This window comes from Balneola sp. (assembly GCA_002694685.1).
GTDB lineage: Bacteria > Bacteroidota > Rhodothermia > Balneolales > Balneolaceae > Gracilimonas.
This window is the reverse complement of the sequence record NZMW01000001.1, coordinates 668,123-680,745: the sequence shown is the minus strand read 5'-3', so window position 1 is coordinate 680,745 and position 12,623 is coordinate 668,123. Positions and strand designations below refer to the sequence as shown.

Annotated in this window: 13 protein-coding genes; 7 read left to right on the top strand and 6 right to left on the bottom strand. The window is 40.9% G+C overall.

The window, feature by feature from the left end; translation table 11 throughout:
* Nucleotides 1-259: 259 nt before the first annotated feature.
* The 6 genes from CL667_02960 (at nucleotide 260) to CL667_02935 (ending at nucleotide 5,924) form a co-directional block, all read left to right on the top strand.
* Complete coding sequence (locus CL667_02960) at nucleotides 260-1,270, top strand: glutamine synthetase (GenBank protein ID MAL16648.1); 1,011 nt, start codon at nucleotides 260-262, stop codon at nucleotides 1,268-1,270.
* 148 nt (nucleotides 1,271-1,418) lie between these two features.
* Entirely contained in the window at nucleotides 1,419-2,678 is a 1,260-nt protein-coding gene (locus CL667_02955; protein MAL16647.1) for a hypothetical protein, read from the top strand.
* Between the two features lie 127 nt (nucleotides 2,679-2,805).
* A complete protein-coding gene (locus CL667_02950; GenBank protein MAL16646.1) occupies nucleotides 2,806-3,144 on the top strand; it encodes a tRNA-binding protein in 339 nt (112 codons plus the stop codon).
* 65 nt (nucleotides 3,145-3,209) lie between these two features.
* Nucleotides 3,210-3,662 (top strand): hypothetical protein, encoded by a 453-nt coding sequence (locus CL667_02945; protein ID MAL16645.1) that lies wholly within the window; start codon nucleotides 3,210-3,212, stop codon nucleotides 3,660-3,662.
* 97 nt (nucleotides 3,663-3,759) lie between these two features.
* Nucleotides 3,760-4,977, top strand: a complete 1,218-nt coding sequence (locus CL667_02940) for a macrolide ABC transporter permease (GenBank protein MAL16644.1) — start codon at nucleotides 3,760-3,762, stop codon at nucleotides 4,975-4,977.
* A 53-nt stretch (nucleotides 4,978-5,030) separates the two neighbouring features.
* Nucleotides 5,031-5,924, top strand: a complete 894-nt coding sequence (locus tag CL667_02935) for a peptidase M23 (protein ID MAL16643.1) — start codon at nucleotides 5,031-5,033, stop codon at nucleotides 5,922-5,924.
* 12 nt (nucleotides 5,925-5,936) lie between these two features.
* Here CL667_02935 and CL667_02930 read toward each other — a convergent pair whose 3' ends face one another.
* The 6 genes from CL667_02930 to CL667_02905 form a co-directional block, all read right to left on the bottom strand.
* Nucleotides 5,937-6,215: a GNAT family N-acetyltransferase gene (locus CL667_02930; GenBank protein ID MAL16642.1), complete on the bottom strand. Its 279-nt coding sequence runs from the start codon at nucleotides 6,213-6,215 to the stop codon at nucleotides 5,937-5,939.
* An 11-nt stretch (nucleotides 6,216-6,226) separates the two neighbouring features.
* The gene (locus CL667_02925; protein ID MAL16641.1) at nucleotides 6,227-7,063 is read right to left on the bottom strand and encodes a 1,4-dihydroxy-2-naphthoyl-CoA synthase; all 837 of its coding nucleotides are present in this window, start codon (nucleotides 7,061-7,063) and stop codon (nucleotides 6,227-6,229) included.
* A complete protein-coding gene (gene menH, locus CL667_02920; GenBank protein MAL16640.1) occupies nucleotides 7,060-7,881 on the bottom strand; it encodes a 2-succinyl-6-hydroxy-2,4-cyclohexadiene-1-carboxylate synthase in 822 nt (273 codons plus the stop codon). Before menH ends, CL667_02925 begins: the two co-directional genes overlap by 4 nt.
* On the bottom strand, nucleotides 7,881-9,593 hold the full coding sequence (locus CL667_02915; GenBank protein ID MAL16639.1) for a 2-succinyl-5-enolpyruvyl-6-hydroxy-3-cyclohexene-1-carboxylic-acid synthase: 1,713 nt from the start codon (nucleotides 9,591-9,593) through the stop codon (nucleotides 7,881-7,883). The genes menH and CL667_02915 overlap by 1 nt, the downstream gene beginning before the upstream one ends.
* Nucleotides 9,580-11,043, bottom strand: coding sequence for an isochorismate synthase (locus CL667_02910; GenBank protein MAL16638.1), 1,464 nt, complete (start codon nucleotides 11,041-11,043; stop codon nucleotides 9,580-9,582). The genes CL667_02915 and CL667_02910 overlap by 14 nt, the downstream gene beginning before the upstream one ends.
* Nucleotides 11,044-11,173: 130 nt before the next feature.
* On the bottom strand, nucleotides 11,174-11,449 hold the full coding sequence (locus tag CL667_02905) for a DUF4290 domain-containing protein (GenBank protein ID MAL16637.1): 276 nt from the start codon (nucleotides 11,447-11,449) through the stop codon (nucleotides 11,174-11,176).
* A gap of 157 nt (nucleotides 11,450-11,606) precedes the next feature.
* Between CL667_02905 and CL667_02900 the strand changes: the two genes are divergently transcribed.
* Entirely contained in the window at nucleotides 11,607-12,590 is a 984-nt protein-coding gene (locus CL667_02900) for a cystathionine beta-synthase (GenBank protein ID MAL16636.1), read from the top strand.
* Nucleotides 12,591-12,623: the final 33 nt, after the last annotated feature.

Here is a 12,623-nt window from a genome sequence, read left to right as displayed (position 1 = left end):
TGGTGTGGATAACTTTGTTTGTAAAGATACGATTTTTAAGGGCGGCTTAAAAAGTGAAGTCAATGCATAAAGATTAAAAAATAAGTTAAGTGAGTACATCATTGGAAGCGGTTGCAGGTAAATAAATTAAGGTTAAGTGATAAAAATTCTATTTTATTTAATAGTTAATAAAAATTTGTCTAAATAAGTTGAGCTTTTTCTTAAAAGTACTTTATATTTGAGCTGTTTAACTTCAAACCACCAAACAACCTAAGATCGTATGGCGTATTCTAAACTCGAGTATATATGGCTTGATGGCTATGAACCAACTCAGCTTCTCAGAAGCAAAACAAAAGTCGTTCATGATTTCAGCGGTAAGCTGGAAGATTGTCCAATGTGGAACTTTGATGGAAGTTCTACCGAGCAGGCTACCGGCGGCTCATCTGACTGCTTGCTAAAACCTGTTGCTATTTTTCCTGATCCTGATCGTGAGCATAGCTTTCTGGTAATGACTGAAGTACTGAATGCTGACGGAACTCCACACGAGAGTAACGGCCGTGCCACCATTGATGATGACAGCGATGATTTCTGGTTCGGTTTTGAACAAGAGTATTTTTTAAATGACCCGGAAACAGGATTGCCATTGGGTTTTCCTGAAGGCGGATATCCTTCTCCACAGGGACCATACTACTGTGGCGTAGGTGGCTCACGAGCATTTGGACGAGATATTATTGAAGAGCATTTAGATCTTTGCCTCGAAGCAGGTCTTAATGTGGAAGGTATTAATGCTGAAGTAGCTGCCGGACAGTGGGAATTTCAAATTTTTGCCAAAGGTGCTCATAGTGCAGGCGACCAGATTTGGGTAGCAAGGTACCTTATTGAGCGAACAGCTGAAAAATATGGCATTATTGTTGACTGGCATCCTAAGCCACTTGGCGATACTGACTGGAACGGTTCTGGCATGCACGCTAACTTCTCAAATGGAAAAATGAGAGAAGAAGGCGGTGAGAAATACATGAAAGAAGTATGTGAAGCTTTCGGAAATTTCATCTCTGAGCACATTGAAGTTTATGGCGCTGATAACGATCAGCGATTGACCGGTAAGCATGAGACACAGTCTATTGACAAATTCAGCTACGGGGTTTCTGACCGCGGAGCTTCTATCCGAATTCCGGTAACAACTGTAGAAGATGGCTGGATTGGACGACTCGAAGATCGCCGTCCTGCTTCTAACGCAGATCCTTATAAAGTAGGAGCCCGAATTATTAAGACTGTGAACACAGCTTCATAACGAGAAATACAACCTATAATGGTTTTAAACCCTGTTTTCGAAAGGAAACAGGGTTTTTTTCTAATTGTTAATTTCCCCTTTTTCAAGCATATTATTCTCGGCCGTGAAAATATGTCGGTCATCAGAATAAAAAAATAGAGAGGGGTATATGTTTAAAAAAAGTACACTTTTTACTGTAGCTGGTATTTTTCTTCTTACCTTTTTTATCAGCGTAGCAGCGATAGCACAAAGCACACATCCGATAAAAGAAAAGCAAAAGAAGTCGGGATTAATCCATGAGAAATTAATCGATAAAAGATTTGCCGTTCCTTCATATATGAAATCAAAAGCTGATAATGACATCGGTGGATGGCTTGAGCAATATTATGATGGTGAAGAATGGATAGATCAATATCGTGCTGAATATGAATACAGTTCAGATCGTTTAGAAATCACACAGCACATATCTTATTTCGATGGTGAGGAGTGGGTTGAGGACGAAAGTACTACCATGACTTTTAATGCCGAAGGGTATCCGTTGAGTATTTCCTATTCACTTTTTGGGTCTTCCGTAACTCAGACTTTTCATTATTCTCCCGAAGGCAGGCTGGATTCAGCAAAGTATTCAGAAAATGAAGATGATGAGTTGATCTACCAAGAGAAAATTGAGCTGAATTACATAACACAGGATTCTATAGAAATCACAAATACCTTTGAAGAAGAAGGTGAAATCATCAGTGAAGTCGGGGGTTATTTCCTGAACAAAGACGGCAATTTTGTTGAACTATACTATGGAGAAGTATATGATGACCGGTACACTTATTCGGATGCTACCTTTGATGAATTTCTAAAATTAGCTTTTGATGAGTTCTTTTTCATAGACACTTATAACGATGAGTTTTACCACGAAACAAAGACCTGGATTCCTTACTTAAGAACCACCGGTACAAAAGAAAATGGGATGGTTACTGAGTTTTTGGAAGAATACTACAATGAAGATTTAGAAGATTGGGAGATTGAATATAATTCACTGATAACATATGATGAGGAAGACCGCGTAGACGCCGTTACCGAAGAATCCTACTTTGACGGGGAGTGGTTCATCGATTATCGAACAACCTATTCCTATGGAGCGGTGACCTCAGTGAAACCAAATGAGTTAGTGAGTGATTTTAATTTATCACAAAACTATCCCAATCCATTTAACCCAAGTACAAATATAAGCTACTCAATACCCTCAGCATCAAAGGTTGTGCTTGAGGTATATAATGTACTGGGCAGGAGGGTTGCAACGCTTGTTGAAGGTAATCTCAATGCAGGAACTCATACTACGAATTTCGATGCATCAAGCCTGCCAAGTGGTATTTATTACTACAAACTCCAAAGCGGAGATTTTGTGGAAGTAAGATCTATGACGTTGATTAAGTAGTATCAAATTTTAAGTATCACATTGAAAGCCTTGTCTCCTTAACGAGTCAGGGCTTTTATTTTGAAGTGACTTCTAAAGGCTTTTAGCTAACTTTGACCAGCCAACAAAAAACGGAATTGATTAAAGAATGAAAGAAATTAGCTGGAGTGATTTCGAGAAGGTTGAACTTAGAACCGGGACTATCATTGGGGTGAAGGAATTTCCTGAGGCTCATACTCCGGCTTATAAGTTAGAGATCGACTTTGGTAATGAGATAGGTGTTCGAAGTTCTTCAGCACAAATAACAGATTTATATAAACCGGATGACCTGAAAGGTAAGCAGGTGGTAGCCGTCGTTAATTTCCCGGCAAAACAAATAGGTCCCTTTATGTCAGAATGCCTTATTATGGGGTTCCCTGACGAAATGGGCAACGTCGTTCTAGCCGTTCCTGATAAAAAAGTACCAAACGGAATGAAACTTTTTTAGCTTATTTTGGTTTCATAAACTGATAAGCGACAACAATTTTCATCTATTTCAACTATTAGCATTTAATGAAGAGATTACTTTTTATAACTCTTTTTTTTCTGATTAACACCACTTCATTTGCCCAAGAGATTTCTTACCCCGAGAGAGAAAACGAGATATCTGTTTTTGAACTAATTGTTGAAGGAATTGACGAGGAGAGAGGTGAAATACGAATTGCTGTTTTCGATTCTGAAGAAGCCTACGCTGATAAAGAAGAACCGCTGCATGCCATTGTGTTACCTGTTGAAGAAAATAGAATTTCCTGGAAACAGGACAGTCTGCCTTATGGGAAATATGCGATAGCCGTCTATCACGATAAGAATGTGAACGGAGAATTGGATTCTAACTTACTGGGTATCCCAAAAGAGGCTTATGGCTTCTCTAATAATGCCCGTGGACGTTTTGGTCCGGCTTCCTGGAAAGACGCCCATTTCGAGATTACTTCCCAACAATACAGTATGACTATCACCATTAAATAAGTACTTTCGCTCGTCCCCGTTTGGCACATTTATATCTATAGTGATTTGAAACTATGCTCTACTGACAGCGTAATTCAGTTGACAAACTCAACCGATTATGTTTATGCAGCAGATTTTTAAATCCATCGCCATTGCCCTTCAAAATATTCGAGCCAATCCACTGCATACTTTTCTTTCAACACTCGGTATCATTATTGGTGTAGCCTCATTGGTCGCTATTCTTGCATTAGGAGATGGATTGGAGCAAACAGGAAGGGAGCAAATTGAAACTACGACTTCTATACAGATGATGTCGGTGACTCCGAAAAGCATTGATGTTGTAAACGGTGTAAGGGTGCCCAGAGATACCGTGTATGAGTTTGATATTGATGCAGCCAGACAAGTTGAAATTTTAGTTGAGCCATGGGGATTTGTTGAACTTTTAGACCAAAGCTCACGAATGGCTTCTTATAAGGATTCAGCCTTAGCCATCTATATTCAGGCCACACTCGAAAACGTGCCAGACTTCTCTGAGGCTGAAATTATTGGAAACTATTTCTCTGAATTTGATGTAGCTGAAGCATCCCAAAAAACAGTGTTAACCTTACCTCTTGCAGAAAGTTGGACAGATGATGCCAAATCTATGATTGGAGAGGTTATCAGCTTTGAGGGTAAATTATTTGAGGTAATTGGGATCTATAATGACGAATCCAGAGGGGCTCAGGCTATGATTCCAGTGAGTACCTATCTCAAGAATGTATCTGGAAGTCATCGCCCGAATCTGGCATTTAAAAGCCGGAATATTGAAGAATTGCCCGAAATGAGATCAGCTGTAGAAAATTGGCTGGATAAAAATTATGAAGAAGGCAGAGAGGCTTTTACCGTTTTTACTTATGAGGGAAGAGTAGAGCAGTTTCGGCAGGGTATTTTAGTTTTTAAGTTGGTGATGGGAGCGATAACAGGAATCTCTGTTTTAGTTGGAGGGATTGGGATTATGAATGTGCTGTTGATTTCAGTAACGGAACGCACTAAGGAAATCGGGATTCGAAAAGCGACCGGAGCTAGAAAAAAAGATATTGTGATGCAGTTTATATCAGAGTCGGTGACTATTCCTATTGTCGGATGTATTATAGGCTGGATTGTTGGAGTAATCGGAGTTTTTGGTTTGGTTGAACTAATAAACCATTTAACGGACCTAACATTTCAGGCAGGATTGAGCTTTGGGACTGTGTTTGTAGTTTTACTAATTGCTTTGCTTGTCGGAATTCTTTTTGGGACATATCCAGCGTGGAAAGCAGCAAATCTTACTCCTGTTGATGCTATTCGGCACGAATAATATATTATTGAACTCCAGCAACCCGTTGAAATTTTAGCATATCATACTCATTGATGACATTTATTCTACTGCTCACCAACCAAGTTTTGCTTCCACTGCTATTTGTGTTTTGGTTCTACCAAAATGAGCCTCAAAGTCGCTCCAATTTTATTCTGCAAACTCTTTTTACAGGATCACTGGTTGGCTTCGCGTGGATTATTGGACCTCAAGCCTGGACGAGCATTTATATAGGATTTAGTGTTTTGATCCTTTTTATAGCAGCTTTCATAAAAAGTCTCACTCAATTACCTCAAACATGGGAATTTAAGCTCGGCGATGGGTGGAAAAACATCGTGTTTACAGTGACTCAAATTCTTATCACTTTAGTTTTTTTACCTATCTGTGTGTGGGGATTAACTGGCTACTCAACCGAGAAGGAAGGTGTTGAGTTAGAGTTTCCTTTGCAAGATGGACTATATATTGTAGGTCACGGTGGCGACTCACCAATCATCAACTACCATAATGTAAGTAAGACACAAGCTTATGCTTTGGATGTTTCAAAGATAAATTCCGCAGGGATTAGAGCATGGGGTATTCATCCTGAAGAATTGGATAGATATGCTATTTTTGGAGAGAATCTATATAGTCCTTGTGATGGTCAAGTTTTAGATGTTACTAAAGGGAATCCTGATATGAACCCACCACAAAGAGGAGAAGGTCACCCGGCCGGAAACCATGTGGTTTTGGAATGTAATGAAGTTGAAGTTACCATGGCTCACTTCAAACAAAATAGCATTGTTGTAGACAGCGCAGAAAGGGTACAAAAGGGAGATTTATTAGGGAAAGTCGGAAATAGTGGAAATACTTCCGAACCTCATCTTCATATCCACGCGGTGAAAGACAGCGTAGGAATACCGATTCGATTTAAAAAAAGATTCCTTGTGAGAAACAGCTTGGTTTGGAACTAGAGCTAATCGGCTTTAGGTAACATCTCTAATCTCAGAATTTTTGCTAAATACCGACCGGGCAAAAGGGCAAAGGGGCAGAATTTTCAGGTTATTTTTCCGAGCAAATTCTACAGCTTCATATACTAATTTCTTGCCCAACCCTTGTCCGCGGGTTTCATCAGCCACATCGGTGTGATCAATAATGATTCGTTCAGCTCCTGCTTTGGAGTACGTCATTTCGGCTACCCGCTTACCTTCCATCTCTATGTAGAAAGTGCCTTTAGTTTCAGTGGTATCGTGTTTAATATCCATGATGTTAATTCTTATGAGGGAGATCGGTCAAATTTGTCCCAGTTGGGCTTACGTTTTTCGAGGAAGGCATTGCGACCTTCTTCAGCCTCGTCGGTCATATAAGCCAAACGAGTCGCTTCTCCGGCAAATACCTGCTGACCTACCATGCCATCGTCAATCGCGTTAAAGGCAAATTTAATCATTTTGATGGCAGTCGGGCTTTTCGCCAAAATTTCCTGGGCCCATTCATAAGCTGTTTCTTCCAACTCTTCATGCGGGACCACTCTGTTTACCATGCCCATTTCAAAAGCTTCTTGCGCTGAATAATTAGCTCCAAGGAAGAAAATTTCACGGGCACGTTTTTGCCCAACCTGCCGGGCGAGGAGGGCAGAACCAAATCCACCGTCAAAGCTGGCTACGTCGGCATCGGTTTGTTTGAAGATGGCGTGTTCTTTACTTGCGAGGGTGATATCACAAACCACATGGAGGCTATGTCCGCCACCAACCGCCCAGCCAGGAACAACTGCAATCACTACTTTCGGCATGAAACGAATAAGCCGCTGAACTTCTAGAATATTTAGTCTTGCGATTCCATCTTCCGCTTTATAGCCTGTCTTGGATCGAACATTTTGGTCCCCACCTGAGCAGAATGCCCACTTTCCATCTTTGGAAGAGGGACCTTCTCCACTAAGAAGAACCACACCAATGGTATTGTCCTCTTTAGCATCACTCAATGCTTCATAAAGCTCAAATACCGTTTTAGGACGAAAAGCATTTCGAATTTCCGGCCGGTTAAAGGCAATACGCGCCACGCCATTCGACTTTTTGTACGTGATGTCTTCGTATTCTTTTACCGTTTCCCAATTCATGGTGTAGTATTTTTTTGTATGAATGATTTGAGGTGTTCAACCAGGTTTTCAGGCTGATCCAAATGTACGCGGTGACCGGCTTCTTTCACAACCGCTAATTCTGAATTTCTGATTTCCTTTTTCATCTGCTGGTTAATGTGAAGAAACTTGGAATCTTTCTCTCCAACCAAAAGCTGAACAGGCATAGGCATTTCACCCAACCGGTTTCGAACACAAGGCATGGTTCCTGTTCCAAATCCTTGTAGACTGTTGGCCAGCCAAAAAGGATCCTGTTTTTGCTGAACTTCCTTGACCTGATTCAATAAACCTTCATCTGCAGAAGAAGTAGAAAACAAAGGCATTTCTGCCCATTCTTTTAGAAATCCTTCAAAGTTACCCATGATGGCATCAGAACGTCGGGCATCAAGTGCTTGACGGGCTTGGCGCTCAGTTTCTCCTTCAATACCAAAAGTGCCGCTTTCAAGAATCAAACCTTTAATTAAATCGGGTCGGAATAGAGCGAGTTGTAAAGACAGTCTTGCTCCCATGCTATACCCGTATAGGAATAGAGGAATTTTGAGTTGTTCTCCAATCAACTTAGCGAGATCGGCGATTTGTTCTTTGGTAGAAAAGCGGTAATGGAGTTCTGCTCCTTCAGTTTGCCCATGTCCCAATAAATCTATTGTTATGGGGTTGCAGAAAGCTACTAGTTCGGGAATAAGGTGTTCAAATTGGTTTCCGCTCCCCATGAAACCGTGCAACAAAACTAAAGAAGGCAAAGCTTTATTGTTCTGGTGAATTTCAACGTGATATGATATTCCCCGAACGCGAATGTCCATTAGTCGCTGTTCATCTTAAAGTTCCAAAGAGAGTGTCGTTCTTGCATCGATTCATCAGCACCGGTCATGCATTCCATAACGTGAACTCCATTTTTCTGTATGAGTTTCTCAAAGGTAGCAATAATTTGCTCCGGTCTTGAAACTAAAGTATGGTCGATACTGTGGGCGCGGCAAAGAGCAGCAACTTTAACTCGTTGAGGGGTTTCAAAATAGGTAGTGTATTTATCCTTGATCTGGTGCACCGGAAGCATCCTGAAAATAGTACCACCGCCGTTATTCAGCACAATAATTACCAGTGGGTGGTTAACTTCTTTCGCCATCAAAAGGGCATTAGAGTCATGCAAAAAGGCAATATCACCTACAAAGAGCACTCCCGCTTTGTCTGATGAAACACTGAGACCTATTGCTGTTGATGTAATTCCATCAATCCCAGCTGCACCCCGGTTAACATATATTTCTTTGCCATCAAATTCCCCGAAAAGAGACATATCCCGAACCGGGAAAGAGTTTGAAAGCATCGTAAATGTTTTTTTGGGAATGCTGTTCATAATCTTAGAAAACACGTACCCGTCGGTAATTGGAGCAGAAGGATGTAACTGTTCTTCCCTAAAAGTTTTAAAATCTTTCTCAGTTTTCTTCCACTTTTTTAGCCAGCCCTTATCGGCACCGCCGGTGACATCAGGAATATTCAAAGGTCCTTTCAGTATAATTTGTTTCTGGGAGGAAAGGCTGCCGTCCGTCCAGTGACTTTCATTCATGAAGCTGATTTGCATTACATCATCAAGCTTATCCAAATACTGGTTGACGGCTTTACTTACGGGCTGCTGCCCAAATCTTAATATCAGATCAGCGTCAAGTTCTTCCCAGTTATCCTGATTTCTTAAAAAACCATCAAACCCTTGAATAGTATGTCGGGATGTGGGAACCATAGATCCGGGTTCGGCTAAAATAGGAGCTTCTAGAATCCGGGCAAGGGGAGTAATAAATTCGAGCTGATCAGAAGTCGAAACAGGGCCGACAACAATTAATGGCTTTTCAGCTGAAATAATATCCGACCAGAAAGTTTCCCCGAGCTTCATTTTCCCGTTTTCGATCGAGTATTTGGGAGAAGGCCTCCTGGATTGTTTTTCGTTCTCAAACTCTACTTGCTTCAGATAGTCCTGGTCAGGCTCAAATGGCTTCGAGAAAGCGAAATTTAGATGTGAAACTCCTGCTTTCTCAATCGATATTTGAACGGCCTGAGATGCCGCTAGTTTTAGCCGCTTTTGGCTTCTTTCATGAGTGTCAGGTTCTCCAACTTCGTGAAAAAACACCGGGTAATTACCAAAAATCTTAAACTGATCAATAGTCTGTGAAGCGTTAACTCCACGATAGTAAGGAGGTCGGTCAGCACTTAATATAATGAGAGGTACTCCAGATTGTGATGCTTCAATTACAGCGGGAAAATAATTTGATAATGCTGTTCCTGAAGTACAAACCAGCACCGCTGGGTTTCCGGAAGCTTTGGCAATACCTATAGCCATAAAAGCAGCTGAGCGTTCGTCAATGGCAATATGCTTCTTGAAACCCGAGTGGGCAGAAAAAGCCAAGGTTAAAGCGGTTGAGCGGGAGCCCGGTGAGATTACTACATGTTTGATGCCTTCTTCAAATAGAGCCCGTACAAAAACCGTACTCCAGTTAAATGCAGCATTCTGTGGTTCATTTTCTTGCATGTTCCAACGCGGTTAACATCGGGATGAATTTTAAATTTGTTTCATCCCATTCTTTTTGAGGGTTTGAGTCCTCAACAATACCACATCCTGCGAAAAATCTCACCTCATTAGATTTAATTAATCCACTTCGTATAGCTACCACAAATTCCCCTTCACCGTTGGCATTAATCCAGCCAATTGGAGCTGCGTACCAGCCCCGGTCAAAGTGTTCGAGCTTACTGATGTATGGCATGGCTGCTTCCCGCGGATACCCGCCCACAGCAGGAGTAGGGTGAAGTTTTGATAGTACTTCGGTCCTGGAAACACCCTTTTTAATACGCGCATGTACAGGAGTATAGAGATGCTGAACATTAGATAGTTTCTTTACTCCAGGTGAAAGCGGATGATCAACTACATCAGAATAGCGTTCTAAGTTTTCTTCGATAGCGTCTAAAACAAAAGCGTGTTCACTCAAGTCTTTTTGGCTATGCAAAAGCTCATGTTCAAGCACCGCATCTTCAGAAGCTGTTTTTCCTCGTGAAATACTGCCTGCTAATCCCTCCGTCAAAACTTCACGGTCATGGAAAGAAGCGAGACGTTCGGGCGTGCTTCCAATAAAGCTAGAAGATCCATCCTGACTAATTAAAAAAGAATAACAGTCAGGATACTGGTTGCGAAGGTGGTTAAGAAGTCGGGTATCTGAAACCGGTTCCTGAAGCTGAACATTGAGCTCTCGGGCTAATACAATTTTTTTAAACTCTTCTGCCTTAATGAGATCGGTAGCTGTTTCTACTGAATGTACCCAGTTCGTGTATGCTTCAGAATCAACTCCGGGTGATTTCACTTTAGTATTGAGGGGTTTCTTTTCATCGACTTTATAGGAACCGGCATCACATATTCTGTCAAGATTATCGAGGGTAGTTACGTAAGAACGATAAATTTCTTCGTGTGTGGCAGATGGATCGATTTCTTTAGTGAGTGTCAATATTGTAAACTTTCCATCTTTAACTAACACCCATTCCGGTAAATTGAATGAGCCGGCTCCAAATTCACGCCACTCTTTGCCCACGTTGTGGTCAAAGAAGGAAAATCCACCCAAAAGATGGACAGAAGCCAAATGATGTTTGAGGTTAGAAATATGGTAAACTTGACGTAGCAGCTCTTTTCCATTGCTTGAAGCATTTCTGAAACGATCTGATCCGGTAGTTTGAATTCGTTTAATCGAGCCTGCCGCTGCTATTGCGAACTGATCTACAGGCTTTTCCCAGTAATATTGGAATGTGTCGTTTTTACCATATTGCTCTAAAACGGCAAGAGCATCAACAGTGGGTATTTGAATAGAGAAGGAGAGATACTTGTATTGTTCCGGATGCGTAGAGATATGATTAATGGCCTCAGAAAGGTCTAATTTAGACACTTGTTGCCTGAAGCACTCTTTGACATCATTTAAACCGGGATTCTTAAAGCACATGTAACTGCTGTGGTTTTGTTTTCAATATAAATTGAAAGTACGGAATTTTACAGCAATGTTAAACTAATTATCGTTCCTAATTTCTTATCTAGTAAATAAGAACAAAATAGAAGGGGGGAATGAAATTTAATTACTCAGCGTCGTCATCATCGCCAGTAGCATACGGATTGTAAATACCGTGTTCGGTAGGGTCGTACTCAGCAAGATGGAAGAAGTGGTTCCATGCAGCTTCGCTTTTGCCGTCTTTATCTACCCAGGTAGGATGGCTTTGTTTTATAAGACCGACAACTCGTTTGGCATAAGAAACACGTTCTTTAGTGTCTTCTATTCGTGGAAGAGCTGCAATCATTAAGTCGAGATTGTAGCCACAGTCAAAATCTTTAGGCTTCTGCTGGTCTATAAACATGAATTGATATAAGATTAGTTATTCTTACCAAAGGTAAATGTTAATCTAGTTACTTTAAAATGAAATATTCCAAAACTTAGGGATATTCCCAAGCCTCTGGGTGAATTATTTCTTAGTTTTGAGACTTAGTTTACAAATCATCAATACAATTAATTTCATGTATCATAATTCCATTCTGGAAGCGGTTGGGAATACACCGCTCATCAAGCTGAATCACGTTAATGGCAACTCAGAGGGTACACTTCTTGCTAAAGTAGAATATTTCAATCCCGGTCATAGTATCAAAGACCGCATTGCTATTAAAATGATTGATGATGCCGAAGAGAAAGGACTTTTAAAGCCCGGCGGAACTATAATTGAAGGAACATCCGGAAATACAGGGATGGGACTGGCACTGGTTGCAGTAACACGTGGGTACAAGTGTATTTTCACAACAACTGATAAGCAGAGTAAATCGAAAGTGGATTTACTAAAAGCTTTAGGTGCTGAAGTTATAGTATGCCCAACCAATGTTGAAGCTGATCACCCTGACAGTTATTACTCTGTTGCCAAAAGGTTGAGTAATGAAATAGAGAATTCCTACTATCCGAATCAGTACGATAACAAGAGTAACCTGGTGGCTCATTATGAAACAACGGGACCTGAAATTTGGGAACAAACGGAAGGGAAAGTCACACATTATGTAGCCGGAATGGGAACCGGAGGTACTATATCTGGAGTAGGTAAATATCTGAAAGAAAAGAATCCTGATATTAAAGTCATTGGCATAGATAGCTTCGGTTCGGTTTACAAAAAGTACTTTGAGACGGGTGAATTCGACAAGAATGAAATTAAGCCTTATATGACCGAAGGTATTGGAGAAGACATTATTCCGGGTACCATTGATTTTGACTATGTGGATGACGTCATCCAGGTGAATGATAAAGATTCTGCTTTAGTGACCCGCCGGCTTGCTCAAGAGGAAGGATTATTGATCGGTTGGTCTTGCGGCGCGGCAACCAAAGGTGCTTTAGATTACATAAAGGAGAATCCTTTAGGAAAGGATGACATAATGGTTATTATAATGCCAGACAGTGGAACCCGCTATATTCAAAAGGTTTATAATGATGAATGGATGAAAGAACAGGGTTTTCTGGATTAAGAATAGTACACACTACAAACTAAAATCAGCTTT